Origin of the sequence: Rhodococcus sp. 114MFTsu3.1, assembly GCF_000383555.1 — a bacterium.
GTDB classification, from domain to species: domain Bacteria; phylum Actinomycetota; class Actinomycetes; order Mycobacteriales; family Mycobacteriaceae; genus Rhodococcoides; species Rhodococcoides fascians_E.
On record NZ_KB911544.1, the window covers coordinates 546597 to 572998 of the forward strand.

The 26402-nt window shown below is 65.4% G+C and carries 23 protein-coding genes and 2 tRNA genes; 9 read left to right on the plus strand and 16 right to left on the minus strand.

Annotated elements, in window-relative coordinates; all coding sequences use genetic code 11:
* Positions 1 to 7: 7 nt before the first annotated feature.
* Complete coding sequence (leuC, locus tag H292_RS0102640) at positions 8 to 1450, minus strand: 3-isopropylmalate dehydratase large subunit (RefSeq protein WP_020110334.1); 1443 nt, start codon at positions 1448 to 1450, stop codon at positions 8 to 10.
* Positions 1451 to 1616: 166 nt separating this feature from the next.
* Between leuC and H292_RS0102645 the strand changes: the two genes are divergently transcribed.
* Genes H292_RS0102645 through H292_RS28325 form a run of 3 tightly spaced genes read left to right on the plus strand, consistent with a single transcriptional unit; the run spans position 1617 to position 3106 of the window.
* A complete protein-coding gene (locus H292_RS0102645; protein ID WP_019664301.1) occupies positions 1617 to 2318 on the plus strand; it encodes an IclR family transcriptional regulator in 702 nt (233 codons plus the stop codon).
* Between the two features lie 58 nt (positions 2319 to 2376).
* Positions 2377 to 2886 carry a pyridoxamine 5'-phosphate oxidase family protein gene (locus tag H292_RS0102650; RefSeq protein ID WP_019664302.1) on the plus strand — a complete coding sequence of 170 codons (510 nt, stop codon included), beginning with the start codon at positions 2377 to 2379 and terminating at the stop codon, positions 2884 to 2886.
* Positions 2887 to 2938: 52 nt separating this feature from the next.
* A complete protein-coding gene (locus H292_RS28325) occupies positions 2939 to 3106 on the plus strand; it encodes a DUF5302 domain-containing protein (protein WP_020110335.1) in 168 nt (55 codons plus the stop codon).
* A gap of 57 nt (positions 3107 to 3163) precedes the next feature.
* Here H292_RS28325 and H292_RS0102660 read toward each other — a convergent pair.
* Together H292_RS0102660 and H292_RS0102665 are read right to left on the minus strand one after the other, a co-directional pair.
* A tRNA-Glu gene (locus H292_RS0102660) sits at positions 3164 to 3236 on the minus strand.
* A gap of 103 nt (positions 3237 to 3339) precedes the next feature.
* Positions 3340 to 3411 (minus strand) — tRNA-Gln (locus H292_RS0102665).
* 206 nt (positions 3412 to 3617) lie between these two features.
* Here H292_RS0102665 and H292_RS0102670 point away from each other — a divergent pair.
* Entirely contained in the window at positions 3618 to 5165 is a 1548-nt protein-coding gene (locus H292_RS0102670) for a bifunctional 3'-5' exonuclease/DNA polymerase (protein WP_026347651.1), read from the plus strand.
* On the opposite strand, the gene H292_RS0102675 is transcribed toward H292_RS0102670, so the two are convergent.
* From H292_RS0102675 to H292_RS0102685, 3 genes are read right to left on the minus strand one after another with little or no spacing between them, the layout of a single operon-like run.
* Positions 5132 to 6112, minus strand: coding sequence for a YihY/virulence factor BrkB family protein (locus H292_RS0102675; RefSeq protein WP_019664305.1), 981 nt, complete (start codon positions 6110 to 6112; stop codon positions 5132 to 5134). The two genes, H292_RS0102670 and H292_RS0102675, sit on opposite strands and share 34 nt — an antisense overlap.
* A 31-nt stretch (positions 6113 to 6143) precedes the next feature.
* A complete protein-coding gene (gene gltX / locus H292_RS0102680) occupies positions 6144 to 7616 on the minus strand; it encodes a glutamate--tRNA ligase (protein ID WP_027498570.1) in 1473 nt (490 codons plus the stop codon).
* Between the two features lie 34 nt (positions 7617 to 7650).
* Positions 7651 to 8424: a fumarylacetoacetate hydrolase family protein gene (locus tag H292_RS0102685; protein WP_026347653.1), complete on the minus strand. Its 774-nt coding sequence runs from the start codon at positions 8422 to 8424 to the stop codon at positions 7651 to 7653.
* 146 nt (positions 8425 to 8570) lie between these two features.
* On the opposite strand from H292_RS0102685, the gene H292_RS0102690 reads away from it, so the two are divergent.
* Positions 8571 to 9770 (plus strand): MFS transporter, encoded by a 1200-nt coding sequence (locus H292_RS0102690; RefSeq protein ID WP_019664308.1) that lies wholly within the window; start codon positions 8571 to 8573, stop codon positions 9768 to 9770.
* Between the two features lie 104 nt (positions 9771 to 9874).
* Here the strand turns inward: H292_RS0102690 and H292_RS0102695 are convergent, their stop codons facing one another.
* From H292_RS0102695 to H292_RS0102715, 5 genes are all read right to left on the minus strand, one after another.
* Entirely contained in the window at positions 9875 to 10885 is a 1011-nt protein-coding gene (locus H292_RS0102695; RefSeq protein ID WP_020110337.1) for a 3-isopropylmalate dehydrogenase, read from the minus strand.
* 41 nt (positions 10886 to 10926) lie between these two features.
* A complete protein-coding gene (gene serA / locus H292_RS0102700; RefSeq protein ID WP_020110338.1) occupies positions 10927 to 12522 on the minus strand; it encodes a phosphoglycerate dehydrogenase in 1596 nt (531 codons plus the stop codon).
* Between the two features lie 176 nt (positions 12523 to 12698).
* Complete coding sequence (ilvC, locus tag H292_RS0102705; protein ID WP_019664311.1) at positions 12699 to 13700, minus strand: ketol-acid reductoisomerase; 1002 nt, start codon at positions 13698 to 13700, stop codon at positions 12699 to 12701.
* Between the two features lie 60 nt (positions 13701 to 13760).
* The gene (gene ilvN, locus H292_RS0102710) at positions 13761 to 14264 is read right to left on the minus strand and encodes an acetolactate synthase small subunit (protein ID WP_019664312.1); all 504 of its coding nucleotides are present in this window, start codon (positions 14262 to 14264) and stop codon (positions 13761 to 13763) included.
* Positions 14261 to 16213, minus strand: coding sequence for an acetolactate synthase large subunit (locus H292_RS0102715; protein WP_019664313.1), 1953 nt, complete (start codon positions 16211 to 16213; stop codon positions 14261 to 14263). The genes ilvN and H292_RS0102715 overlap by 4 nt, the downstream gene beginning before the upstream one ends.
* A gap of 259 nt (positions 16214 to 16472) precedes the next feature.
* Between H292_RS0102715 and H292_RS26710 the strand changes: the two genes are divergently transcribed.
* Both H292_RS26710 and ilvD read left to right on the plus strand, forming a co-directional pair.
* Positions 16473 to 16982 (plus strand): PH domain-containing protein, encoded by a 510-nt coding sequence (locus tag H292_RS26710; protein ID WP_027498571.1) that lies wholly within the window; start codon positions 16473 to 16475, stop codon positions 16980 to 16982.
* A 55-nt stretch (positions 16983 to 17037) separates the two neighbouring features.
* The gene (ilvD, locus tag H292_RS0102725) at positions 17038 to 18879 is read left to right on the plus strand and encodes a dihydroxy-acid dehydratase (protein ID WP_020110341.1); all 1842 of its coding nucleotides are present in this window, start codon (positions 17038 to 17040) and stop codon (positions 18877 to 18879) included.
* A gap of 88 nt (positions 18880 to 18967) precedes the next feature.
* On the opposite strand, the gene H292_RS0102730 is transcribed toward ilvD, so the two are convergent.
* Positions 18968 to 19840 carry a DoxX family protein gene (locus H292_RS0102730; protein ID WP_019664316.1) on the minus strand — a complete coding sequence of 291 codons (873 nt, stop codon included), beginning with the start codon at positions 19838 to 19840 and terminating at the stop codon, positions 18968 to 18970.
* 78 nt (positions 19841 to 19918) lie between these two features.
* On the opposite strand from H292_RS0102730, the gene H292_RS0102735 reads away from it, so the two are divergent.
* Positions 19919 to 21061, plus strand: a complete 1143-nt coding sequence (locus H292_RS0102735; RefSeq protein WP_019664317.1) for a PQQ-dependent sugar dehydrogenase — start codon at positions 19919 to 19921, stop codon at positions 21059 to 21061.
* A 55-nt stretch (positions 21062 to 21116) separates the two neighbouring features.
* Here H292_RS0102735 and gatB read toward each other — a convergent pair whose 3' ends face one another.
* On the minus strand, positions 21117 to 22622 hold the full coding sequence (gene gatB / locus H292_RS0102740) for an Asp-tRNA(Asn)/Glu-tRNA(Gln) amidotransferase subunit GatB (protein ID WP_020110342.1): 1506 nt from the start codon (positions 22620 to 22622) through the stop codon (positions 21117 to 21119).
* A gap of 94 nt (positions 22623 to 22716) precedes the next feature.
* Here gatB and H292_RS0102745 point away from each other — a divergent pair, with 94 nt between their 5' ends.
* Positions 22717 to 23181: an acyl-CoA thioesterase gene (locus H292_RS0102745; RefSeq protein WP_208601162.1), complete on the plus strand. Its 465-nt coding sequence runs from the start codon at positions 22717 to 22719 to the stop codon at positions 23179 to 23181.
* 3 nt (positions 23182 to 23184) lie between these two features.
* On the opposite strand, the gene H292_RS0102750 is transcribed toward H292_RS0102745, so the two are convergent.
* From H292_RS0102750 to H292_RS0102760, 3 genes are all read right to left on the minus strand, one after another.
* Positions 23185 to 24216, minus strand: coding sequence for an ATP-dependent 6-phosphofructokinase (locus tag H292_RS0102750; RefSeq protein WP_026347655.1), 1032 nt, complete (start codon positions 24214 to 24216; stop codon positions 23185 to 23187).
* A 75-nt stretch (positions 24217 to 24291) separates the two neighbouring features.
* Positions 24292 to 24954: a response regulator gene (locus H292_RS0102755; RefSeq protein ID WP_019664321.1), complete on the minus strand. Its 663-nt coding sequence runs from the start codon at positions 24952 to 24954 to the stop codon at positions 24292 to 24294.
* Between the two features lie 102 nt (positions 24955 to 25056).
* Entirely contained in the window at positions 25057 to 26298 is a 1242-nt protein-coding gene (locus H292_RS0102760; protein WP_019664322.1) for a sensor histidine kinase, read from the minus strand.
* Between the last annotated feature and the right edge of the window lie 104 nt (positions 26299 to 26402).

Consider the following 26402-nt stretch of genomic DNA (forward strand, 5'->3'; position numbering starts at 1 on the left):
TCCGGAGCTAGGGGCTGCTGGGCGCGTCCACGAGATCGGCGGGCGACGACAGAGTTCCGCGCACCGCGGTGGCAGCGGCCACCAACGGTGAGACGAGGTGCGTCCGGCTTCCCTTGCCCTGACGGCCTTCGAAGTTTCGGTTCGAGGTCGATGCCGACCGCTCCCCCACAGCAAGCTGATCCGGGTTCATTCCCAGACACATCGAGCACCCGGCCTGACGCCACTCCGCTCCCGCTGCCGTGAAAATGTCGCCCAGTCCCTCTTTCTCGGCCTGCGCACGAACGCGCATCGACCCGGGGACGATCAGCATCCGAACACTGTCGGCGACCTTCCGGCCTTCCAGAACCTCGGCCACGGCGCGCAGGTCCTCGATACGCCCGTTGGTGCACGAGCCGACGAACACCGTATCCACCGCTACCTCACGCAACGGCGTACCCGCCTCGAGTCCCATGTACTGCAAGGCTTTCTCGGCAGCGACCTTCTCGCTCTCGTCGACGATGTCGGCGGGATCGGGCACCCGCTCGCCGAGAGGGGCACCCTGACCGGGGTTGGTTCCCCACGTGACGAACGGCGTGAGCGTCGAGGCGTCGATGTGCACTTCGTTGTCGAACACGGCGTCGGGGTCGGTCTTCAACTCTTCCCATGCTGCAACCGCGGCATCCCAGTCCTCGCCCTGCGGCGCATGGGGGCGTCCCTTGATGTACTCGTAGGTGATCTCGTCGGGGGCGATCATTCCGGCGCGCGCCCCCGCCTCGATCGACATGTTGCAGATGGTCATTCGAGCCTCCATCGACAACTTCCTGATGGCTTCGCCGCGGTACTCGAGCACGTACCCCTGGCCGCCACCGGTTCCGATCTTGGCGATGACCGCGAGGATGAGGTCCTTGCTCGTCACTCCGGGCGCCAGGTCACCGTCGACCGTGATGGCCATCGTCTTGAACGGACGAAGCGACAGCGTCTGCGTCGCCATCACGTGTTCGACCTCGCTGGTGCCGATTCCCATCGCGATGGATCCGAACGCACCGTGCGTGGAAGTGTGACTGTCTCCGCACACCACCGTCATTCCCGGCTGCGTCAATCCCAACTGGGGGCCGATGATGTGGACGATGCCCTGATCCAGGTCGCCCATGGGGTACAGGCGAACACCGAACTCCTCGCAGTTCCGCCGCAGCGTGTCCACCTGAGTGCGCGACACGACGTCCGCGATCGGAGCGAAGATGTCCGCCGTGGGGACATTGTGGTCCTCGGTGGCGATCGTCAGATCGGGCCGACGCAGTGGACGGTCGGCCAACCGCAGACCGTCGAATGCCTGAGGGCTGGTGACTTCGTGGATCAGGTGGAGATCGATGAAGATCAGATCGGGCTCGCGCGAGGCACCCTCGCCTCCGCCCCGAACCACTACGTGCTGATCCCACACCTTTTCCGCCAGGGTGCGTGCTGTGCCGGCCATAAGAACACCAACCATTCCTCGTGTGCGTCGCGCCGGTGGACTACGGGCTGGCCCACGTCGCGTGTACGGTGCCGAGACGTAGCGCGGCGACCCGAATCCCCGACGGACGGATCCGCGAGGCGACCCAGAATCGTGATCTCATAATGCGAGACGCTAGTATCGACCTATGGGACAGCATAGCGGCATCGGCGTTCTCGACAAAGCAATGGGTGTCTTGTACGCAGTCGCGGAGGAACCGTGCACGTTGAACGATCTGTGCACCCGCACCGGCCTTCCGAGAGCGACAGCGCACCGTCTGGCTGTCGGCCTCGAGATCCATCGGTTGCTGGCGCGCGATTCCAACGGACTGTGGCGGCCGGGCCCAGGCCTCGCCGAACTCGCATCGACCGCGTCGGACACCCTGGTCGAGGCCGCGGCCTCGGTCCTGCCCCGGCTCCGCGAGATCACCGGAGAAAGCGTCCAGATCTTTCGCTGCGAGGGCACGGTTCGCGTGTGCGTCGCGTCGATGGAACCCCCGACCGGGCTTCGAGACACCGTCCTCGTCGGTGCGCGTCTTCCGATGACGGCCGGCTCGGGTGCCAAAGTCCTACTGGCGTGGGCCGATACGAACACCCAACGAGCAATCCTTCCCGACGCCGAGTTCGGTGAACGAGTCCTCGCCGAGGTTCGGCGACGCGGGTGGGCCCAGAGCGCCGGGGAACGCGAGCCCGGCGTGGCCAGCGTGGCCGCACCCGTTCGCGATGCGACGGGCAATGTCGTTGCAGCAGTGTCGGTTTCGGGACCGATCGACAGAATCGGACGCCGCCCCGGTGTGCGGTGGGCCGCCGACCTCCTGGCCGCTGCCGAAGCCTTGCACAAGAGACTCTGAGCGCGCGCCTGCCCGGAAGCACCGCGGGCGCGGCACCGACTCTGATAGAGAAGACGGCGTGGGAATCAACCAGCGCGCACAGATAACGATGACCGACGACGAGATCGCGACATTTCTGGACAGAAGCCGAATCGCGAACCTTGCGACCATCGGCCGCGACGGAACGCCTCACCTCGTCGCGATGTGGTACGCCCTCGTCGACGGCGAAATATGGTTCGAGACCAAAGCGAAATCGCAGAAGGCCGTCAACCTACGGCGAGATGCGCGGGTCACCGTACTGATCGAGGACGGCTTGACCTACGACGCGTTGCGCGGAGTCTCCATCGAGGGACGGGCGGAGATCGTCGACGACGCCGACGCGGTCGCCAAGGTCGGAATCAGCGTGTGGGAGCGCTACACCGGCCCGTACAGCGACGAGGTCCGCCCCCTCGTCGACCAGATGATGAACAAACGCATCGCGGTCCGGGTCGTCGCCGACAGGACCAGGTCGTGGGACCACCGCAAGCTCGGCCTCCCGGCGATGCCTCCGGGTGGTACGACGGCGGAGTTCCTGTCGAAAATCGAGTGAAACGCGAGCGTCGGGTGCGGTACGTTGCCTTCACCCTGTGTGAGGAGCGATCATGACCGAACCGACCAACGACGATCTGAAGAAGAAATTCCGCGAAGCGCTCGACAAGAAGAACCACCGTGCGACGCAGTCCGTCGACCACAAGGACGGCACGTCCAAGGTGAACAACGCTCACGGACCCGCCGATCATCAGAAGATGTTCCGACGTAAGAGCGTGTAGATCGACCGAAAACGAAAATGGGCTCCCATCGCGAACGATGGGAGCCCATTTTCTACGTAGCCCCGACGGGATTCGAACCCGCGCTACCGCCTTGAGAGGGCGGCGTCCTAGGCCGCTAGACGACGGGGCCAGGAACTTGCACTGTACTTCTGGTAAATATTCTTGCTCTTCCGAAGAAGCTCGACAAGCTTAACCGGAAGGCGCTCGGCGACCAAATCGCTTCCGAACGCTTGCTGGGGTACCAGGACTCGAACCTAGAATGGCGGTACCAGAAACCGCTGTGTTGCCAATTACACCATACCCCAATGACCTTCACCGTGATCCACATCAGCTGCTGTGTGCACCGCGTTTCGAGCCGGGATAGAGACTATCAAAGGACACCGGTGTTTCTCCAAATCGCCAGGTCAAACGGTCCGCAAGCACCGGGTGAACCCGTCGGACAACCCCGATGGAGCCGCCGACCGGCGGCTGGCGCAGACTTTCACTCGATGAGAACAACGAACCACAGCCGGTGAGGGTCGTCGTCGCCCCGACGGGCAATTCGACCGTGCTCGTCGAACTCGCCGACGACGGGACACCGGCGGGACCTCCCACCGAACTCGTCGACGCAGTCGACACCATCGCTCGGCTCGAGACCGACCGACATCCGCGATGGGTCTGGGAGAGTACGGCCCGCACCTATCCCACGCTGCTGCGGGCAGGGGTTCGCGTCGACCGGTGTCACGATCTGTCTCTCACCGAGGCGCTGTTTCGAATGCGGCAGGGCGAGCTCTACGTTCCCCAGGCCGCAGTATCGGACGACGAGTCGACCCTGTTCGACGCATACCGTTATCCCACCGTCGATTCCGTCGTCGCCTGGTATCGAGACCACGAATCTCGAATCGGAGACTCACGTCGGCTACGCCTGCTGACGGCCGCCGAATCCGCGGGCGCACTCGCCGCGGCCGAGATGTCCTACACCGGACTGCCGTTCTCGAGCTCGATGCACGAGGCCCACCTCCGCCAAGCACTCGGTCCACGGCCGGCCGACGGCGACAGACCTGCCGAGATGCTCGCACTGGAGGACGAGATCAGCGACGCGTTCGGCCGACGCGTGAACCCGAACTCGCCGCCCGAGGTCCTCGCCGCGTTCGCGCGAGCAGGTGTCGAGGTAACCTCGACGCGCGCCCATGTGCTCCGGACCGTCGACCATCCCGCGGTTGCTCTCCTGCTGCGACATCGAGACCTGGCCAAACTGTTCAGCACCAACGGATGGTCGTGGGCGGACACCTGGGTGCGCGACAACCGGTTTCGTCCGGTCTACGTACCGGGTGGCGTCGTGTCCGGGCGCTGGGCGAGCCGGGGCGGCGGAGCGCTCCAGATTCCCAAGCCGCTGCGCGGTAGCGTCGTTGCCGACCCTGGACACGTACTCGTCATCGCCGACGCCGGGCAATTGGAGCCCCGGATTCTCGCGGCGCTGTCCGGAGACCCGAACATGATCGACGCAGCGGGAGCGGACGATCTGTACGCGCCGGTCGCCGCTGCGGCTTTCGCCGGGGATCGCGCCAAGGCCAAGGTAGCCGTTCTCGGAGTCCTGTACGGGGCGACAGCCGGCGAAGCCCGGTCGCTGCTCGCCATGCTGCGCAGGCGGTTCCCCGTCGCGGTGGAGTACGTGGAACGCGCCGCCCGGGCGGGTGAGCGCGGGGAAATCGTGCACTCGCACCTCGGACGCGCGTGCCCTCCCCCGACCCCGGAGTGGTACGCCCACGGTGACGCACACGCGCGAGGACGATTCACGCGCAATTTCGTCGTGCAGGCCACCGCGTCGGAGTGGGCCCTGTGTCTGCTGGCCGATCTGCGCCGTCGGTTGGCGGACGACCCAGGGTCGGGCGAATTGGTGTTCTTCCAACATGACGAGGTGGTCGTGCACACACGGCACCCCGAGCGCGCGACGGATCACGTCGTGGCGGCCTCGGACACGGCAACCAGACTTCTGTTCGGAGACACGCCGGTTCGATTCCCTCTCGATCTCGCCACCCGGGAATGCTACGCGGAGCCGGACTTCTCGTCACCCGCGTGATCGTTGCCCCGGGGGCCGTCGAACGTCACCTCGATCTCCTCGAACCCCTTGCTTCGCTGCGCCTCTGCCTGCCCGGTGTAGGTCAACCTGTCCCCCTCGGTCAGCTGGACGTCGTCGGTGAACGGTGTGAGAAGTGCACGGGGGTAGAGCTTGTCGACTCTGACCACGTTGATCTCGACGGCGATGACGACGAGAACCGCCGCGATGTACATGAACGCGAGCACACCCAGGACAACTGCAAACACACCGTTGGTGACCGACGCCCGCGACACGACGTACTTGATGTAGACGCCGCCGAACGTCTGCAGCAGCTGCCAGATCACCCCGGCGACGATCGCACCGGGCAGCACGTCGGTCAGTGACAACGAGCGCGCCGTGGCCAGACGGAATGCGACGACGAACACCCCGACATTGAGCACCAGCACGGCCCCGAGCACGACGACGCCGCTGATTCGGCCGAAGTATCCTGCCGAACTGGCGACGTTGACTGCCGTGATCGCCAGTACGGCAACGCCGACGGTACTCAATAGCGCCAGACCACGCACTCGAGCGAAGATCGGATCGGGACGAAGGTTCTTCGGCACGGCCCAGGCCGTGTTCATGGCGTTCTGAACCGCGACGGCCACCCCCAGTCCGCCGTAGAGCGAGCCGAGCACACCCACCACCAAGCCGAGTGTTCCGCCACCGATCCGTTCTGGTTCACCGACGTCCTGTCCGATGATCGGAATCTGGCTGAGAGCGGAGTCGAGGATCTGCTGCTGCAACTCCGGATTGCCCGCCAGCACGATTCCCAGAATCGTCGACGCGAGCAGCAACAGCGGAAACAGCGACACGAACGCGTAGTACGCGATCAACGCAGCGAGGTAGCCGCCCTGATCGTCGACGAACTTGTAGATCACGGCAAGCGGGAAACCCAGGACCGGATGTCTGCGTTGCATCCGGTCCATCCGCGCGGTGACGCTCACCGGAACATGTCGGTCAACCGACCGTTGCCCGCGCTGCAGCGAGCCTGGCCAGAGTTTTCTTGCGCCCGAGCAGTTCCATCGACTCGTACAGCGGAGGGCTGATGTGCGAGCCGGTCAGCGCGACGCGCACCGGAGCGAACGCCTTGCGCGGTTTCAGCTCCAGACCGTCGATGAGGGCAGATTTCAGCGACTCCTCGAGGTCGGCCGTCCGCCATTCCGGCAGGGCCGTCAACGCTGCGATCGTCGCATCGAGCACCGGACCGGCGTCGGCGCCGAGGTTCTTCGCGGCAGCCGCGGGGTCGATGTCGAAATCGGCGTCGGAAACGTAGAGGAACTTCAGCAATCCCCACGCATCCGACAACACGACGATTCGGGTCTGCACGAGGTCCGCCGCGACGGCGAACTGCGCCTCGTCGATCTCGGCGGGCAGGTGCCCCTGCTCGGTGAGGAAAGCGCGGAGCCGCGCCGCGAAATCGGCAGGCTCCAACAGCCGAATGTGCTCGGCGTTGATCGCGTCGGCCTTCTTCTGGTCGAATCGGGCCGGGTTGGAATTGACCTTCGAGATGTCGAACGCGGCCACCATCTCGTCCAGCGAGAACACGTCGTGGTCGTCGGAGATGCCCCAACCGAGCAGGGCGAGGTAGTTGAGCAGGCCCTCGGGCAGGAATCCGCGGTCGCGATGAATGAACAGGTTCGACTCGGGATCGCGCTTGGACAGTTTCTTGTTGCCCTGCCCCATCACGAACGGTAGGTGACCGAACTCGGGGGCCTTCTCCGCTACCCCGATGCGGACCAACGCCTCGTACAACGCCAGCTGACGCGGCGTCGAGGACAGCAGATCCTCGCCGCGCAACACGTGGGTGATCTTCATCGACGCGTCGTCGACCGGATTGACCAAGGTGTACAAAGGGATTCCGTTTCCGCGCGTGAGCGCGAAGTCAGGCACGGTACCGGCCTTGAAGGTGGTTTCCCCGCGCACGAGGTCCACCCAGGACAGGTCGTGACTCGGCATCCGAAGCCGCACAACAGGTTTACGCCCCTCGTCGAGAAAAGCCTGCTTCTGCTCCGCGGTGAGGTCTCGGTCGAAGTTGTCGTACCCCAGCTTCGGATCCCGGCCCGCCGCCTTGTGCCGCGCCTCGACTTCCTCGGGCGTGGAGAAGCTCTCGTACGCCTCGCCGGCGTCGAGCAACTGTTGCACGACGCCGAGATGCAGATCCCTGCGCTGCGACTGACGGTACGGCTCGTACGGACCGCCCACCTCGGGGCCCTCGTCCCAGCTCAGACCGAGCCAGCGCAGTGCGTCGAGGATTGCCGCGTAGGACTCCTCGGAATCGCGGGCCGCGTCGGTGTCCTCGATCCGGAAGACGAACTTCCCACCGTGATGACGTGCGTACGCCCAGTTGAACAGCGCGGTTCGAATCAGGCCGACGTGGGGCGTGCCCGTCGGCGACGGGCAGAATCGGACGCGTACTTCGGTGGAGGTCATGTTCTCGCTCACGTTCGATCGGTGGTGTGGTTCTCTAGTTCTTCGCTGCGACGGGGTTGGTCAGAGTTCCGATGCCCTCGACCGTGATCGACACGGACTGGCCGGCCGTGATCGGCCCGACGCCCTCCGGAGTGCCGGTGAGGATCACGTCACCCGGCAACAACGTCATGACTGCCGAGACCCATTCGATGATCTTCGGAATGTCGTGCAGCAGCAGCGACGTCCGGCTGCGCTGTTTCACCTCGCCGTCGACCTCGGTCTTGATCTCCACGTCCGACGCGTCGAGCGACGTCTCGATCCACGGGCCGAGCGGGCAGAACGTGTCGTGGCCCTTGGCCCTCGTCCACTGACCGTCCTGGCGCTGGTGATCGCGCGCCGACACGTCGTTCGCGACGGTGTATCCGAGCACCACATCGAGAGCCTTCGCCGCCGGCACGTCCTTGCACGGCCGACCGATGACCACCGCGAGCTCGCCCTCGTAGTGCACCTCGTCGGATGTCGGAGGCAGGACGATCGGCGCGCCGGGCCCGACGATGGAGGTGTTGGGCTTGATGAAGATGACCGGAGACTCCGGAGCCTGGCCACCCATCTCGGCTGCGTGGGCAGCGTAGTTCTTGCCGATGGCGATGACCTTGCTCGCCAGAATCGGCGCCAGGAGACGAACATCGGCCAGGGGCCACGAACGACCGGTGAAGGTCGGTGTGCCGAAAGGATGTTCGGCGATTTCCTTCGCCGTCTGCTGGTCACCTTCCCCTTCGATACTCACGAATGCCACACCATCAGGACTTGCAATTCGACCGAGACGCATGTCGAAAGTCTATCGACCCACCTTCGAGCCCTCGGCACGCCCGTCCGATCCCGACCGGACAGCAGGTGTAGCATCGTCTTTCGAGTTCACGATGCAAGACAAAAATTCCACATGATGGGATTTACCACAGTGAGACGGCTACGCGAATGACGACTACCGAAGACACGACACACACCGCCGGTGCCCGCAAATGGGTCATGCTCGCACTTGGAATGCTCGCTCAGACCTCCGGTGCTGTATTCATCAACGGCGCAGCATTTCTCATCCCGTCGCTCCACGAAGATCGCGGGTTGAGCCTCGCCGCAGCCGGACTCGTCGTGGCCATGCCGACGGTCGGAATCATGCTGACACTCATCGCCTGGGGTGTTCTCGTGGACAGGATCGGCGAAAAGCTGGTGCTCGCCATCGGGCTTGCCCTCACCGCGGCGGCCAGCTTCGCCGCCGTGTTCACGACGTCGGTCGTCGTTCTCGGTCTGTGCCTGCTCCTGGGTGGAATGGCTGCCGCGAGCGCCAACAGCGCCTCGGGGCGCGTCGTCGTCGGTTGGTTCCCGCCGGCACGGCGCGGACTGGCCATGGGAATCCGGCAGATGTCCGTTCCACTGGGCGTCGCCATCGGTGCACTGCTCATCCCACCGATCGCACGCGATCACGGCGTCGGTGCTGCTCTCCTCGTACCCGCGATCATCTGCGCCGTCACGGCAATCGCCTGCGTAGGCATCATCGACCCACCGCGGCCCGACCGCGCAGCCGCGGAACGAGCCGGTCTGCTGGCCAACCCGTACCGCACCAGCAGCCAACTGTGGCGCATCCACTCGACGTCGGTTCTACTCGTCGTCCCTCAGTACGTCGTGTGGACCTACGCTCTGGTGTGGTTGATGTCGGACCGAGGGTGGTCCGCCGCATCCGCGGGCATCCTCGTCACCCTGACGCAGATTCTCGGCGCCTTCGGACGCATCGGCGTCGGCGCACTGTCGGACACGCTCGGTAGCCGCATGCGACCGCTCCGGTGGGTCGCCGTGTCCACGACGGTGACCATGGTGGTCCTAGCGGTCACCGATTGGTTCGACTCCCCGGTGTCCATCGCGGTGATGGTGATCGCGTCGGTCGTCACCGTCGCGCCGAACGGCCTGGCGTTCACGGCAGTCGCCGAAGTCTCCGGCCCGTACTGGAGCGGACGCGCTCTCGGCGCTCAGAACACCGGACAATTCATCGCCGCGTCCATGGTTCCGCCCGCATTCGGCGCACTCGCGGCCATCAGCTTCCCCCTGGCGTTCGCCGTGTCCTCGGTATTCCCCGCCCTCGCCGTTCCGGTCATCCCCGACGACCAGCAATCGCCGGACACCTAGAACCGAGCGTGCCGTGCCCCCCATTTTCGGAGCGAAAGTGCCGTTCGGTCAGTCAGACTGACCGAACGGCACTTTCGCTCCGAAGACGGGGGGGGTAACAGCCGCTACAGCGCTGCTGCGATTCTGGCTCCGATGTCGGCGGTGCTTGCTGCGGCCGAACCTCGGGAGGCGAGGTCGGCGGCGACGGCGGCTTCGACGCGCTCTGCATTTGCGGTGTCGCCGAGGTGTGCCAGCAGCAGGGACACCGACAGGATGGCTGCGGTCGGGTCGGCTTTGCCCTGTCCTGCGATGTCGGGCGCGCTGCCGTGGACCGGTTCGAACATCGACGGGTTGGTTCGCGTCGCGTCGATGTTTCCGCTGGCGGCCAGGCCGATGCCGCCGCTGACTGCAGCGGAGAGGTCCGTGACGATGTCACCGAAGAGGTTGTCGGTGACGATGACGTCGAACCGGCCCGGGTCGGTGACCAGGTGGATCATCGCAGCGTCGATGTGCTGGTAGGCGACCTCGACGTCCGGGAATTCCGTGGAGACTTCCTCGACCGTACGTGCCCAGAGGCTGCCGGCGAACGTCAGCACGTTGGTCTTGTGCAGCAGCGTGAGGTGCTTCCTGCGTGCCACGGCCCGCGCGAATCCGTCACGGACGACGCGTTCGACGCCGTAGCGGGTGTTGACGCTGACCTCGGTGGCCACCTCGTGCGGGGTGTTCACCCGGAGCGCCCCGCCGTTTCCGGTGTAGGGACCCTCGGTGCCTTCACGGACGACGACGACGTCGATGTCCTTGTTGCCCGCGAGCGGCCCGGTCACGCCGGGGTACAACTTTGCCGGACGCAGGTTGATGTGGTGATCGAGCTCGAACCGTGCACGAAGCAACAGTCCGCGCTCGAGCACGCCGCTGGGGACCGACGGATCTCCGATGGCACCCAACAGGATTGCGTCGTGGCCTCGGATCTCGTCCAGCACGGAGTCCGGAAGAAGCTCGCCGGTCGCGTTGTAGCGGCGTGCACCGAGGTCGTACTCGGTCTTCTCGACTCCGGGGACGACGACGTCGAGCACCTGCAGTGCTTGGTCGACGACCTCGGGGCCGATTCCATCTCCGGCGATGACGGCGAGCTTCATGTACTCCTCGTTCTTGTCGAGCGATCAGGGGTGAGAGACGGTCAGGAAAGATCCACGAGTTCGATGGTCGACGCACCCACGGCCGACGCGATGCTCGAGCTGAGCTCGGACGGTACGTCCTTGTCGACGCGGAGCAGGATGGTCGCGCCGTCACCCTCGGAGTCCTGGCTCAGTGCTGCCGCCTGGATGTCGATGCCTGCGTCGCCGAGCAACGTGCCGATACGGCCCAGGCTGCCTGGCTGGTCGGTGTAGTTGACGATGAGGTTCTTGCCCTCGGCGCGAAGGTCGAAGTTGCGTCCGTTGATGTTGACGATCTTCTCGACCTGTGTGGTGCCGGTGAGCGTTCCTGCGACGTTGAGGACGGATCCGTCGCCGTAGACGGCGCGGATGTCGACGACGCTGCGGTGGTTCTCGCTCTCGGGTGCCTTGGTGACCTCCGCGGTGACGCCGCGCTCCTCGGCGAGCGAGGGAGCGTTGACGAAGGTGACGGAGTCCTCGATCACGGCGGAGAACAGTCCACGCAGCGCCGAGAGCTTCAGGATCTCGACGTCCTCGGCAGCGAGTTCTCCGCGCACGTCGACCGACAGCGACGCCGGAAGTTCGTCGGACAGGGCGCCGAGCAGCACGCCCTGCTTGCGAACGATCTCGAGCCACGGCGAAACCTCTTCGCCGACGGCGCCGCCCTTGACGTTGACGGCGTCGGGGACGAATTCCCCTGCGAGAGCGAGCAGCACGGATTTGGCGACGTCGGTGCCGGCACGGTCCTGAGCCTCGGTGGTCGACGCTCCGAGGTGCGGGGTCACCACGACCTGCGGGAGTTCGAACAGCGGGCTGTCCGTGCACGGTTCGGAGGCGTAGACGTCGATGCCTGCGGCGAAGACGTGGCCGCTGGTGATGGCGTCGGCCAAGGCCTGCTCGTCGACGAGTCCGCCGCGCGCTGCGTTGACGACGATGACACCGGGCTTGGTCTTCGCGAGAGCTTCCTTGCCGATGATTCCCTTGGTCTCGGGGGTCTTCGGCAGGTGCACGGAGAACATGTCGGCGCGAGTCAGCAGTTCGTCGAGGCTGACGAGCTCGATGCCGAGCTGCGCGGCACGAGCAGCGGAAACGTAGGGATCGTAGGCGATGATGTGGGTCTCGAACGCGGCGAGACGCTGCGCGAAGAGCTGACCGATACGGCCGAGTCCGACGACACCGACGGTCTTGCCGAAGATCTCGACGCCGTTGAACTTGCTGCGCTTCCACTCGTGCTGACGGAGGGTGGCGTCGGCCGCGGGAATCTGGCGGGCGGCGGACAGCAGCAGTGTGACGGCGTGCTCGGCGGCGGTGTGGATGTTGGACGTCGGTGCGTTGACGACGAGTACTCCGCGCTCGGTGGCTGCGGGTACGTCCACGTTGTCCAGGCCGACGCCTGCGCGAGCAACGATCTTCAGGTTGGTGCCGGCTGCGAGCACTTCCGCGTCGACCGTGGTCGCGGAGCGGACGAGAATCGCGTCGGCATCGGGGACCGCGGCGAGCAGTGCCGGGCGGTCCGGGCCGTCGACCCAGCGAACCTCGACGCCGTCGCCGAGTGCCTCGACAGTGGACTGCGCAAGTTTGTCGGCGATCAGAACGACAGGACGGCCTGGCTGGCTCACGTGAAGAACTCCCTAGATAGGTCGAGGTGACGGTAGCGGTCGATCGGGTCTTGCGTGTGCGGTGCGGGACAAGTTTAGAGGCCGAGGGGAACCGAGTGGGGTTCACCCTCGTCGAACGAGTGAAGGGCACCCTCACGGATGCCCTTCACTCGGGTTACATCGGATTCGACGTCGGATCAGGCCGTCTCGGTGATCGGGCGGTCGACCCAGCTCATCAGGTCGCGCAGCTTCTTGCCGGTGACCTCGATGGGGTGCTCGGAGTTGGCCTTGCGCAGGCCTTCGAGCTCGGTGTTGCCGTTCTCGACGTTGGCGACGAGACGACGGGTGAACTCACCGGACTGAATATCGGCGAGGATGGCCTGCATCCGCTTCTTGGTGTCGGCGTCGATGACACGAGGCCCGGACAGGTAGCCACCGAACTCCGCGGTGTCCGACACCGAGTAGTTCATGCGTGCGATGCCGCCTTCGTAGATCAGGTCCACGATCAACTTCAGCTCGTGCAGCACCTCGAAGTACGCCATCTCCGGCGCATAGCCGGCCTCGACCATGACCTCGAAGCCCGTCTTGATCAGCTCTTCGGTACCGCCGCACAGCACAGCCTGCTCACCGAACAGGTCGGTCTCGGTCTCTTCCTTGAACGTGGTCTTGATGACGCCGGCGCGAGTGCCACCGATGCCCTTGGCCCACGACAGTGCCAGCGCCTGACCCTCACCCTTCGGGTCCTGATCGATCGCGATGAGCGCGGGAACACCCTTGCCGTCGACGAACTGACGACGCACGAGGTGGCCCGGCCCCTTGGGAGCGACCATGCCGACCGTGACGAACTCGGGAGCCGTGATCAGATCGAAGTGAATGTTCAGGCCGTGACCGAAGAACAGCGCGTCGCCGTCCTTCAGGTTCGGCTCGATCTCTTCCTTGAAGATCGACGCCTGCGCGGTGTCCGGTGCCAGCACCATGATCACGTCGGCCCACGCGGAGACCTCGGCGGGGGTGCCGACCTTCAGGCCCTGCTCCTCTGCCTTGGCGCGGGACTTCGATCCCTCTTTCAGGCCGATGCGGACGTCGACGCCCGAGTCGCGCAGGCTCAGCGAGTGCGCGTGGCCCTGGCTTCCGTATCCGATGACGGCGACCTTGCGGCCCTGGATGATCGACAGATCAGCATCGTCGTCGTAGAACATCTCGACTGCCACTGGTTAATACCTTTCCTCTTGTTTGAGCATGTTCATCACATGTGGTCGCTAACGCGACGCAGTGATCGATTTCGGTCCACGTCCGACGGCAACGACTCCCGACTGAACTATTTCTCGAATTCCATAGGGGTCCAACATCTTCAGCAGCGCATCCAGCTTGGAGCGCGTACCCGTGGCCTCGACCGTGACAGCCTCGGGTGACACGTCGATCACCTTGGCGCGGAAGAGGTTCACGGTCTCGATGACCTCGCTGCGTACGGTCGAGTCGGCGCGCACCTTGATGAGCACCAATTCGCGGGCAACCGACGAGTCGTCGTCCTGCTCGACGATCTTGATGACGTTGATCAACTTGTTCAGCTGCTTCGTCACCTGCTCGAGCGGGAACTCGTCGACGGTGACGACGATCGTCATTCGGGAGATCCCCGCGATCTCCGTGCCGCCGACCGCAAGTGAGGAGATGTTGAATCCGCGACGCGAGAAGAGTGCGGCGACGCGTGCCAGAACACCTGGCTTGTCCTCGACGAGGACGCTGAGGGTGTGGCTGGTACTCACTTGTCGGTGCCTTTCTCGTGCAGGGCGTTGCCGTGTGCCTGCTCGCGTGCCATTGCCTCGTGGATGACGGCGGGTTCGGCCACCGAGGCCTCGTCCTCGTCGAACAGAGGTCGGATTCCGCGGGCGGCCATGATCTCGTCGTTACCGGTGCCTGCGGCGACCATGGGCCAGACCTGCGCGTCGGCGCCGACGATGAAGTCGATGACGACGGGACGGTCGTTGATCGCGCGAGCCTGTGCGATGACCGCGTCGACGTCTTCCTCACGCTCGCAGCGAATTCCGACGCAGCCCAGGGCCTCGGCCAGCTTGACGAAATCGGGGATGCGCTGGGCGCCGTGGGTTCCCAGATTGGTGTTGGAGTACCGCTCCTCGTAGAACAACGTCTGCCACTGACGGACCATGCCGAGGTTGCCGTTGTTGATGAGTGCGACCTTGATCGGGATTCCCTCGACCGCGCAGGTGGCGAGTTCCTGGTTGGTCATCTGGAAGCAGCCGTCGCCGTCGATCGCCCACACCTCGGCGTCGGGAAGGCCCATCTTGGCGCCCATCGCCGCCGGAACGGCGTAGCCCATGGTGCCGAGTCCACCCGAGTTGAGCCACGTGCGCGGCTTCTCGTAGTTGATGAACTGCGCGGCCCACATCTGGTGCTGGCCGACGCCTGCGCAGTAGATCGCGTCGGGTCCGGCGAACTTGCCGACCGAGGAGATGACGAACTCCGGCGACATGCTTCCGTCGCTGGGGCGGTCGTAGCTCAGCGGGTACGTCTTGCGGATTCCGTCGAGGTACGCCCACCAGTCGCCGAGGTCGACGGTGGTGCCCGTGGCGCGATCGGCACGAAGCGCCTCGATCAACTCGACGATGACCTCTTTGCAGTCACCGACGATCGGCACATCCGCATAACGATTCTTGCCGATCTCGGCAGGATCGATGTCCGCGTGGATCACCTTCGCGTTCGGCGCGAACGACGAGAGCTGTCCGGTGACGCGGTCGTCGAACCGGGCGCCGAGCGTGATCAACAGATCGCTGCGCTGCAGGCCGGCCACAGCGGCGACGGTGCCGTGCATGCCCGGCATACCCAGATTGAGCTTGTGGGTGTCGGGGAACGCTCCGCGCGCCATCAACGTGGTGACGACGGGGATGCCGGTCAATTCCGCGAGTTCGAGCAGTTCTGCCGACGCGTTGGCCTTGATGACACCGCCACCGACGTACAGGACGGGTTGCTTGGAGTCGGCGATGTACCGAGCTGCCTCACGAACCTGCTTGCCGTGCGGCTTGGTGACCGGACGGTATCCGGGCAACCGCATCTCCGGTGGCCACGAGAACGTGGTCTGTGCCTGCAGGATGTCCTTGGGGATGTCGACGAGGACCGCACCCGGACGACCGGAGGACGCGATGTAGAACGCCTCGGCCATGATGCGTGGGATGTCGACGCCGTCGGTGATCAGGAAGTTGTGCTTGGTCACGGGCATCGTGATGCCGGAGATGTCGGCTTCCTGGAACCCGTCGGTGCCGATGAGACTTCTCGCGACCTGGCCGGTGATGGCGACAACGGGAACGGAATCCATCTGGGCGTCGGCGAGCGGTGTGACGAGGTTCGTCGCTCCTGGGCCGGAGGTCGCCATGCAGACGCCGACGCGGCCAGTGGCCTGCGCGTACCCGGTGGCTGCGTGCCCGGCGCCCTGTTCGTGACGAACGAGGACGTGGCGAACCTTCTTGGAGTCGAAGAGTGGGTCGTACACCGGAAGAACGGCTCCACCCGGAATGCCGAATACCGTGTCGACGTCGAGTTCCTCGAGTGCTCGGACGACGGACTGTGCGCCGGTCACCTTCTCGGGTGCGACGTGGCGACGCGATCCGTCGACGGCGCCGTTGATGTCCGGTGCCGACGAGCTGGCGTTTGCTCCCGACTTACGAGTCGAGGGCCCTGGGCGTGCGGTTGGTGCGCTCACTAGTGCTTCCTCAGGATGAAAGATGTAGCTGGGCGATCTCTGGGCAAGAAAAAACCCCCGTCAGCCGAGGCTGTACGAGGGTGGCGCGTCGATGCGAGTTGGTCGAGAACCGGCTCAGGCGTTGACGCGCCGGCCGATTACGAGTATCCAATTCCGCTTCACGCGCTCGACGGTAGGCGCGCGCATAGGGAAGAGTCAAACTCGTCACGACGCAATCCCATTATGTGAGATCGCGTAGGTGCAATGCGAAGATGAAGGGGTGTCGTCTTCGCAGCAGTCCGAACCACCGGATACATCATCCCATACGCCCGTTCCCGCGCCGCAGGTCATCCGTATCTCGCGCCTGTCGCTGGTAGGAGTCGGCATGCTGTTCATCGGCGTGGCCTTCCCCGCCGCCAGTTGGCCCGCAGCGTTCGGATGGCTCGTGCTGATCCCGATCATCGCTGCCGTGTGGGTGTTGCGCGTTCGTACCGTCGTCAGCTTCGACGGTCTCGCGATACGTAGATTGTTCGGCTCCGAGTTCGTCGCGTGGGAAAACGTGCGCGGCATTCACTTCCCGAACCGGCGATGGGCGCGCGTGGTCCTGACCGATAAGTCCGAGAAGTCGCTGCCGTTGGTTCGCTTCGACCGACTTCCGGTTCTCGCGGCGGCGAGCGGCGGGCGAATCACCGATCCCTATGCGGCCGCAGCCGAAGCCGACAGGACGGCAGAAAAGGAACAAACAGCGGACGCGGACCGAGAAGCCGAGCCAGGCGCCTCGACTTCCTGAGCCGGGAGTAACCTCGATCGGGCGAGAAACCGCTATTGATCGAGGAAGAGAAGCCATGCCGCCGCTACGGTCACGAGTTACCACTGTCGGACGCAACGCCGCGGGCGCACGCTCGCTCTGGCGCGCCACCGGAATGACGGATTCGGATTTCGGCAAACCGATCGTGGCAATTGCCAACTCCTACACGCAGTTCGTGCCCGGGCACGTGCACCTGAAGAACGTCGGTGAGATCGTCGCCGACGCCGTACGTGCCGCGGGCGGCGTACCGCGCGAGTTCCACACCATCGCCGTCGACGACGGTATCGCCATGGGGCACGGCGGCATGCTCTATTCGCTTCCGAGCCGCGAGATCATCGCCGACTCGGTCGAATACATGGCCAACGCACACACCGCCGATGCTCTCGTGTGCATCTCCAACTGCGACAAGATCACGCCGGGAATGCTCAATGCCGCGATGCGACTGAACATTCCGGCCGTGTTCGTCTCGGGTGGGCCGATGGAAGCAGGCAAAGCCGTCGTCGTAGGCGGCGTCGCGCAGGCACCGACGGACCTCATCACCGCGATCTCGGCCAGTGCGAACGACGCCGTGTCCGAGGAAGGCCTGGACGAGGTCGAGCGCAGTGCGTGCCCGACGTGCGGTTCGTGCTCGGGCATGTTCACCGCCAACTCGATGAACTGCCTCACCGAGGCCCTCGGACTGGCACTGCCCGGCAACGGATCCACGCTCGCCACGCACAAAGCCCGGTACGCGCTGTTCGAGCGCGCAGGCACCACCATCGTCGAGGCCGCGACCAAGTACTACCGCGACGGTGACGAGTCCGTTCTGCCGCGCAACATCGCAACCCCTGCGGCGTTCCGCAACGCCATGGCACTCGATGTCGCGATGGGCGGGTCCACCAACACGGTGCTGCACACCCTCGCCGCGGCGCAGGAGGGCGAGGTCGACTTCGATCTCGACACCATCGACGCCATCAGCCGCAAGGTTCCGTGCCTGTCCAAGGTGTCCCCCAACTCCGATTACCACATGGAAGACGTGCATCGGGCAGGCGGAATCCCCGCGCTGCTGGGCGAACTCCGCCGCGCGAACCTGCTCGAGACCGACGTCTCCACCGTGCACACGAAGAGCTTCGACGAGTGGCTGGACACGTGGGACATTCGCTCCGGCACGGCGTCGGACGAGGCGTTGGAGCTGTTCCACGCGGCGCCGGGCGGCGTTCGGACCACCGAGCCGTTCTCCACCGAGAACAGGTGGTCCTCGCTCGACACCGATGCCGTCGGCGGCTGCATCCGCGACAAGGAACACGCGTACACCGTCGAAGGTGGTCTGGTCGTCCTGCGCGGAAACATCGCACTCGACGGGGCGATCCTGAAGACCGCGGGCATCGACGAGGAACTGTTCTCGTTCCAGGGCCCGGCACTGGTCGTCGAGTCTCAGGAAGAAGCGGTGTCGGCGATCCTGCAGAAGAAGATCCAGCCCGGTGACGTCCTCGTCGTCCGATACGAGGGCCCCAAGGGCGGACCGGGCATGCAGGAAATGCTGCACCCGACGGCGTTCCTCAAGGGAGCCGGACTCGGCAAGCTCTGTGCTCTCGTCACCGACGGACGCTTCTCCGGTGGCACGTCCGGGCTGTCCATCGGCCACATCTCCCCCGAGGCGGCCGCGGGCGGAGTCATCGGACTGGTCGAGAACGGTGACCAGGTGCGTATCGACGTCGCCTCCCGCACCCTCGAGATCCTCGTCGACGACGCCACCCTGGAGACCCGTCGGGCCAAGATGGAGGCGTCGGAGCAGCCGTGGCAGCCGGTGGATCGTCAGCGCACGGTCACCACGGCACTGCGTGCCTACGCGGCACTGGCGACCTCCGCGGACAAGGGCGCGGTTCGGTACGTCCCCTGACCTCACGTGCGTGGAAATGTAGGTCCTGGGGCAGGAGCGGCGCCTGCGGAGCGACCCAGTAACACTGCCATTTCCACTCACAGCGGGATCAGGTCGCGATCGGGTTGGCCCCGTTGAGGAAGATCCACAGGCAGACCCCGGCGGCGATACCCAGGATCAGCGCGACGAAGGATCCGAAACGTGGACGCGTCGCCCACCCTCGCCGTCCGTCGAAGGCGATCTTTCCCGGCCCGGTGAGGATGATCGCCGCGGCGGCGACTCCCAGTACCGTCTCGTACTCGACTCCTGTCGGCGCGAAGAACTGCAGCCCCGGCTCGGCGGCCTGCTTGAACAGCCACGCGTTGATGATGACGCTCAGCACCGCGGCGCCGGCGAACGGTGTCGCCAGACCGAGGATCAGCAAAGCGCCACCCGCGGTTTCACCGACGGCCCCGGCGATGGCCAGGATGTCCGCGCGGTCGTAACCGGTGTCTTCGAGCAGTGAGCGGAACCCGTCGAGACCGGGTCCGTTCCACACACCGGTCAGTTTCTGCAGGCCGTGCACGAGGAAGATTCCGCCGACTACGAGACGCAGGAGAAGCAAGCCGAGATCCGTCGTACCGCGCCGGGCCGGAATTTCGACCGTCTCGGTGCGCACGACCGGTTCCGGCGCGTTCTGATCCGCCGCGAACCGATCCGACGAGCCGGTGCCGTACCCCGCCGCGGCAGGGGTGGTCGGCAGGAATTCGGTGGGCTTGTCGGAGTAGGCGGTGCTGCTGTCGGGCGCGATCGGCTCGTCGAAACGTGAGGGACGAAACGACGAGGGGATCTGTTCGGTCGGGTACGCCCCGGATCCGCTCTTCCCGAAGTCCAATTCGTCCTCGGTCCGAGGCTGGAGTTTTTCGGTCGGCTGGTCGTATGGGCTCGACGCGGGCTCGTAGCCGGTGTCGGGCCGCTCTTCGTCGCGAGGCTTGTCGGTCACAGCTTCAACAGTAGAGCGAGTCGGTGCCGATTCAGCCGTATTGAGCCCGGGCGCGGCGCCTCGAGTAACGTTTCGTACATGAAGTTGGTGCGAGCGTCGTCCCGAACCGCAACTACCGTCGCCGTCCTGACGATGACCGTGGCCCTGGCGGCCGGATGTGCTCGGTTCGACGATTCCACGGCCAGCCCGTTCACCCCCGAACCGTCGTTCGGCGCCGCCGAGATCGATCCCGCGGATCCGGACGCCCCACCCACCTCGACGACACCGAGCGGTCCGCAACCGCAGCCGGGTCCCTGCATCGATCTGGACCCGAACGTCATCGCGACGTGCCTCGACCCGACGGGTGGGCTCGTGATGCTTCCCGGTGGCGCCTCCGCATTGGTCGCCGAACGCCTCACCGGACGGATCATGCAGGTCACCCAGGGCCAGTCCCCCGTCGAGATCGCGCGCCTCGACGTCGACGCCGGCAGCGACGGGGGCCTGCTCGATCTCGCGTTGTCGCCGAGCTTCGCCGAGGACGGTCTGATGTACGCGTACATCACGACTGCATCGGACAACAGAGTCGTGCGCATCGCGGCAGGCGACACACCCAAGAACGTGTTGACCGGAATCCCCCGGGGTGCACAGGGGAACCGCGGCGCGTTGGATTTCCTCAACCCAGGTCAGCTGTTGGTGCTGACCGGTGACGCCGGAAACCCAGCATCCGCAGCCGATCCGGCGTCGCTCGCAGGCAAGCTTCTGCGGGTCGACTCGCTGGTCCCCGGCCAGAGCGGTCCACCCCCGCAGGTCGCCCTCAGTGGCATCGGAACCGCGGGAGACGTGTGCATCGATCCGTCGGGCGGAATCTGGGTCACCGACCGGACAGCAGTGGAGGATCGGCTCCAGCGCATCGATCCTCTCGGCGCGGTCGTGTCGCCGGTGTGGACGTGGCCGGATCGACCGGGCGTCGCCGGCTGCGGCGCAGGGGACGGGGCGGTTGCCATCTCCCTGACCGACGCCAAGGCCATGGCCGTCCTCGTCACCGACCCCGACACGGGAGCAGTCACCGCGGCACCGTCGCTGCTCGTCCAGGACCGCTACGGCCGTCTCAACGGCGCTGCGATCGCACCCGACGGCCAGATCTGGGCGGGCACCGTGAACAAGAACGGTGATGCACCGGGCCCCAACGACGACCGCGTCGTCAAGATTCCGGTCCCGGCGGGCGGCGGCGGATTCGACTAGAGCCGAACGGCCCCGGCGGCGAGCACCGCGGGGGCCGTTCGATCACGTCCTTGAATCAGCTGCACGCAGCGAGGACCAGTTCCTTGACCCTGGCCGCGTCGGCCTGACCGCGAGTGGCCTTCATGACGGCGCCGACGATCGCGCCCGCGGCTTGAACTTTGCCGGCGCGAATCTTGTCGGCCACACCGGGATTGGCAGCGAGCGCCTCGTCGACTGCAGCCTGCAACTTGGTGTCGTCCTTCTCGACGACGAGCCCGCGTGCCGCCATGACCGCAGCAGGCTCACCTTCACCGGCGAGGACGCCGTCGACGATCTGACGCGCGCCGTTGTTGTTGACCTTGCCGTCGGCGACGAGGCCGGCCACTTCGGCCACCTGTGCAGGCGTGATCGCCAGAGCATCCAGTTCGACGCCCGCGACGTTCGCCTTCTGAGCCAGGTAGGAGACCCACCACGAGCGCGCAGCCTGCGGCGTCGCACCGGCGTCGACCGTCGACGCGACCAGATCCAGCGCGCCGGAGTTCACGAGGTCGCGCATCTCCTCGTCGGAGACACCCCAGTCCGCTTGGATGCGCGCCCGGCGCAGCCACGGGAGCTCGGGAAGCGTCGCGCGGAGTTCCTCGATCCAGGCCGCGTCGGGAGCGACGGGCGCGAGGTCGGGCTCCGGGAAGTACCGGTAGTCCTCGGCAGTTTCCTTCTTCCGGCCCTTCGACGTGGTGCCGTCGGACTCCTGGAAGTGCCGTGTCTCCTGCACCACCTCGCCGCCGGACTGCAGAACGGCCGCCTGCCTGCGCATCTCGTAACGCACGGCTACCTCGACGCTCTTGAGCGAGTTGACGTTCTTCGTCTCGGTGCGGGTACCGAACTCCGACGCCGACTTCTCCATCAGCGACACGTTCGCGTCGCAGCGCAACGAACCCTGGTCCATGCGAACGTCGGACACGTCGAGCGCTTTCAGCAGATCCCGCAACGCCGTCACGTACGCGCGGGCGACCTCAGGGGCGCGTGCACCGGTGCCGGTGATGGGCTTGGTCACGATCTCCACCAGCGGAACACCGGCACGGTTGTAGTCGAGCAGCGAGTGGCTCGCGCCTTCGATCCGTCCGGTCGCGCCGCCGACGTGCGTCGACTTACCCGTGTCCTCCTCCATGTGCGCCCGTTCGATCTCGACGCGGAACGTACTTCCGTCGTCGAGCAGTACGTCGAGGTATCCCTCGGTGGCGATCGGTTCGTCGTACTGCGAGATCTGGTAGTTCTTCGGCTGGTCCGGGTAGAAGTAGTTCTTCCGCGCGAACCGGCCCCACGGGGTGATCGAGCAGTTCAGTGCGAGACCGATGCGGATGGCGGACTCGACGGCCGCGGAGTTCACCACCGGCAGTGCACCGGGAAGGGACAGGCAGACCGGGCACACCTGCGTGTTCGGCTCGGCCCCGAACGCCGTCGGGCAGCCGCAGAACATCTTGGTGGCTGTGCCCAGCTCGACGTGGACCTCCATGCCCAGAACTGGGTCGAAACGGGCAAGCACGTCGTCGTAATCGATCAGATCGACCAAGGCAGCAGTCATGCACACGAGTTTATGCGCTGGCAAGAACGCGCGAGTAACCAGTGGTGCTCGCTACGGTTGGCCGGTGACGGACACCTCGAAGCAGACGCTGTACATGACCGTGCTGATGACACCCGACATGGCGAACTTCTCCGGCAACGTTCACGGCGGGACGATTCTGAAATTCCTGGACCAGGTGGCGTACGCCTGCGCGAGTCGGTACGCGCAGGCGTACGTCGTCACCCTGTCGGTGGACCGCGTGGTGTTCCGCGAACCGATCCATGTCGGCGAACTCGTGACCTTCTCCGCGTCGGTCAACTACACCGGACGTACATCCATGGAAGTCGGCATTCGCGTCGAGACCGAGAACATCCAGCGCGGCGAAACCCGTCACACGAACAGCTGCTACTTCACCATGGTCGCCGTCGACGACACGGGCACACCGCTCGAGCTTCCGCCGCTCGAACCGTCGACCGCTCTCGGACGGCAGCGCTTCGAGGCGGGCCGACGCCGCCGCGATCTTCGTCGCGACAACGAGCACCGCGAGTCGCAGATCCGACAGGAAGCCGGCCGCCTCTGAAGATCAGCCGAAGAACGCCGCCGCGTCGACGTAGCGGCTCTCCGGTACGCGCTTGAGTTGCTTGACCGCCTCGGCGAGCGACACCAAACCGATCTCGGCGCCGCGCAGGGACACCATCTGACCGAAGTCACCTGCATGCGCTGCGTCGGCTGCATTGACCCCGAATCGGGTGGCCAGCACCCGGTCGTACGGAGTCGGGGTTCCGCCGCGCTGAACATGCCCCAGCACCGTGGTTCGTACTTCCTTGTTGATGCGACGCTCGATCTCCTGGCCGAGCTGATGCGCCACCCCGGTGAACTTCACGTGACCGAACTCGTCGATGCCGCCGTCGCGCAACGCCATCGACCCTTCCCGCGGCTTCGCACCCTCGGCGACGACGCAGATGAAATGCGAGTCACCGCGCTGGAAGCGCTTGCGCACCAGATCGCAGACTTCCTCGACGTCGAACGGATGCTCGGGAATCAAGGTCATGTGCGAACCCGACGCCAGACCGGCATGCAACGCAATCCATCCCGCGTGCCTGCCCATCACTTCCACCAACATCACACGCTGATGTGACTCGGCGGTGCTGTGCAGCCGGTCGATCGCGTCGGTCGCGATGGTGAGTGCGGTGTCGAATCCGAACGTCACGTCCGTGCAGTCGATGTCGTTGTCGATCGTCTTCGGTACCCCGACGACGGGCACACCTTCCTCGGACAGCCAGTTGGCCGCCGTCAACGTTCCCTCGCCGCCGATGGGGATGAGGACGTCGATCCCGTTGTCCTCCAGCGTTTCCTTGATCCTGTCGAGACCGGCCCGGAGCACCTCCGGATTGGTGCGTGCCGTACCGAGGATCGTCCCGCCCTTGGTCAGCAGTCGATCGTTGCGATCGTCGTTGCGCAACTGAATCCGGCGGTTCTCCAGCAGACCACGCCACCCGTCCTGGAATCCGACGACGGTGGAGCCGTACCGCGCATCCGCCGTCCGAACCACCGCACGGATCACCGCATTGAGCCCGGGGCAATCACCGCCGCCCGTGAGAACTCCGATGCGCAATTTTTCGCCTCTCGTCGGTTCCATACTCACACCGTAATCCGGCTGGGCTATCTGGTCATTTCGCAGCGCCGCCGCTCACCCGGGTGTGACGACTCCGCTCTCGTACGCCAGCACCACTGCCTGGGCGCGGTCTCGGAGATCGAGTTTGCCGAGCACTTTGCCCACATGGGTCTTGACGGTCTGCTCGGCGACGAACAGAGTTGCGGCGATCTCGGTGTTCGACAGGCCCTTGGCGATCAGCTCGAGCACTTCGCGTTCGCGCGGGGTGAGTACCGACAGCTGTGCCGGCGGCTGCTTGGCCGTGCCGCGACGTGTGGTGACGTCGGCGATCAACCGGCGTGTCACCGACGGCGCCAGCAACGCCTCACCCGAGGCGACGACGCGCACTCCCCGAATCAGTTCGTCGGCGGGTGCGTCCTTGAGCATGAACCCACTGGCTCCGATGGTCAGCGCCTCGTAGACATAGTCGTCGATGTCGAACGTGGTGAGCATCAGGATGCGGACGGGAGGATCGAGCGACGCGCGGAGTATCGCGCGTGCGGCGTCGAGTCCGTTCATCTGCGGCATACGGACGTCCATGAGAACGACGTCGGGGCGCAGTCGCTTCACCTCGGTGACTGCGGTGGCGCCGTTGTCCGCGTCTCCCACGACGCTGATGTCCGGTTGAGCGGCGAGCAAGGCACCGAAACCCTGCCGCACCATTGCCTGATCGTCTGCGATGAACACGGTGATGGCCACGGATGACACCCTATGTCCTGACGTAGTCGGTGGGCCGGATCAGAATGGGGCCCGATCAGAATGGGCCACGATCAGACTGGGCCACGATCAGACTGGGGCCGATCAGGCGGCGGGCCCGGTGACGGGAAGCGCGGATGCCCCGAGAGGAACCGTCTCCGCTTTTCCCGGAAGCCGAGCGATGACCTCGAATCCGCCGTCGGACCGAGGGCGGGCGTCGAGCCAACCGGACACTCCGACCGCGCGATCGCGCATCCCGGTGATGCCATGACCTCCCGTGCCGCTGCTTCCGTCGCTCGCGCCGGCGCCGTTCGAGTCGACGGCCCGATCGTTGATCACTTCGAGGTAGGTGACGTCCGGTGCGTAGTGGAGTCGTACTCGAACCTCGCTACCGGGAGCGTGCCGAGAGGCATTGGACAACGATTCCTGCACGATCCGATACAGCGCGAGTCCTGTGGTCGCCGACACCGCGTCGGCACCGCCGAGGATCTGCCAGCTGAGCCGAACCCCTGCGCGCTGGGTGTTCTCGAGCAGCGTCGTGATGTCTCCTGCCCCGGGCGCAGGCGCGTCGTCGGCCACCACTCCGTCACTGCGCAGAACCCCGAGCATTCCGCGGATCTCGTTCAGCGCCTCCCGTGCAGTTGCCCCGATCGATTCGAATTCCGCAGCCGCCGAGGGCGATACGTCGTCGACTCGGTACGGAGCGCTCTGCGCCTGCACCACCACCAACGACATATGGTGGGCAACCACGTCGTGAAGATCGCGTGCGATCTTGGCCTTCTCCTCGAGAATCGTTCTGCGCGCACGTTCGAGCTCGCTGACCTCCTCCTGCTTGGCCAGTTGCCGCCGCGACAGGACCAGCCAGCGAATCAGCAGGCCGAACACCACGATCGCGGTCAGTCCGACACCCCACCCTATTCCGTCGTTGCCCGGTGCGTATCCGAGAAACAGCAGGACGGTCGCAACCCAGGTGACCGCCACGACCGGTAGTGCGCACCGAAGACTGACGGAAAGTACGAGCGCGAGAAGCACGAGGAGGTGTGTCACCTGCCACGGAAAGTCGTACCCCGGCAAGCGATCGAACGCAACCGGGATCACTACGGCCGAGCCGGCCGAAACAGCCCATCCGAGAGCGGGATTCGCACGGACGAGCACGAAGGGAAACACGGCGAGAGCAGACACGATCGGCATGATCGGAACCGGCACGTCGTGAGTGACGTGCAACGTCGGCCACGCGATGGAGTACAGAATCGCGGTCACCGCGAGGATGGTGACGTCGACGCCGCGTCCTGGCGGAACCAGCCGTCGAAATCGTGTCGCCTTCTCGGTCCTACTGAATATGCCCACGAGAAGAACAGTAGGAACTCGCGAGCGAAAAGTCATCGTACCGAGGGGTGAGATCGACCTACCCCCGCGGTAGCACTTCGCGCAGCCGTCACGCACCACGACGG

Excerpts from the sequence above, each read along its gene's own strand:
- leuC (WP_020110334.1), bottom strand. The coding sequence starts at position 1,450 with ATGGCCGGCACAGCACGCACCCTGGCGGAAAAGGTGTGGGATCAGCAC.
- H292_RS0102645 (WP_019664301.1), top strand. The coding sequence starts at position 1,617 with ATGGGACAGCATAGCGGCATCGGCGTTCTCGACAAAGCAATGGGTGTC.
- H292_RS28325 (WP_020110335.1), top strand. The coding sequence starts at position 2,939 with ATGACCGAACCGACCAACGACGATCTGAAGAAGAAATTCCGCGAAGCG.
- H292_RS0102675 (WP_019664305.1), bottom strand. The coding sequence starts at position 6,112 with ATGGACCGGATGCAACGCAGACATCCGGTCCTGGGTTTCCCGCTTGCC.
- gltX (WP_027498570.1), bottom strand. The coding sequence starts at position 7,616 with ATGACCTCCACCGAAGTACGCGTCCGATTCTGCCCGTCGCCGACGGGC.
- H292_RS0102685 (WP_026347653.1), bottom strand. The coding sequence starts at position 8,424 with ATGCGTCTCGGTCGAATTGCAAGTCCTGATGGTGTGGCATTCGTGAGT.
- H292_RS0102690 (WP_019664308.1), top strand. The coding sequence starts at position 8,571 with ATGACGACTACCGAAGACACGACACACACCGCCGGTGCCCGCAAATGG.
- H292_RS0102695 (WP_020110337.1), bottom strand. The coding sequence starts at position 10,885 with ATGAAGCTCGCCGTCATCGCCGGAGATGGAATCGGCCCCGAGGTCGTC.
- ilvC (WP_019664311.1), bottom strand. The coding sequence starts at position 13,700 with ATGTTCTACGACGACGATGCTGATCTGTCGATCATCCAGGGCCGCAAG.
- ilvD (WP_020110341.1), top strand. The coding sequence starts at position 17,038 with ATGCCGCCGCTACGGTCACGAGTTACCACTGTCGGACGCAACGCCGCG.
- H292_RS0102735 (WP_019664317.1), top strand. The coding sequence starts at position 19,919 with ATGAAGTTGGTGCGAGCGTCGTCCCGAACCGCAACTACCGTCGCCGTC.
- gatB (WP_020110342.1), bottom strand. The coding sequence starts at position 22,622 with ATGACTGCTGCCTTGGTCGATCTGATCGATTACGACGACGTGCTTGCC.
- H292_RS0102745 (WP_208601162.1), top strand. The coding sequence starts at position 22,717 with ATGACCGTGCTGATGACACCCGACATGGCGAACTTCTCCGGCAACGTT.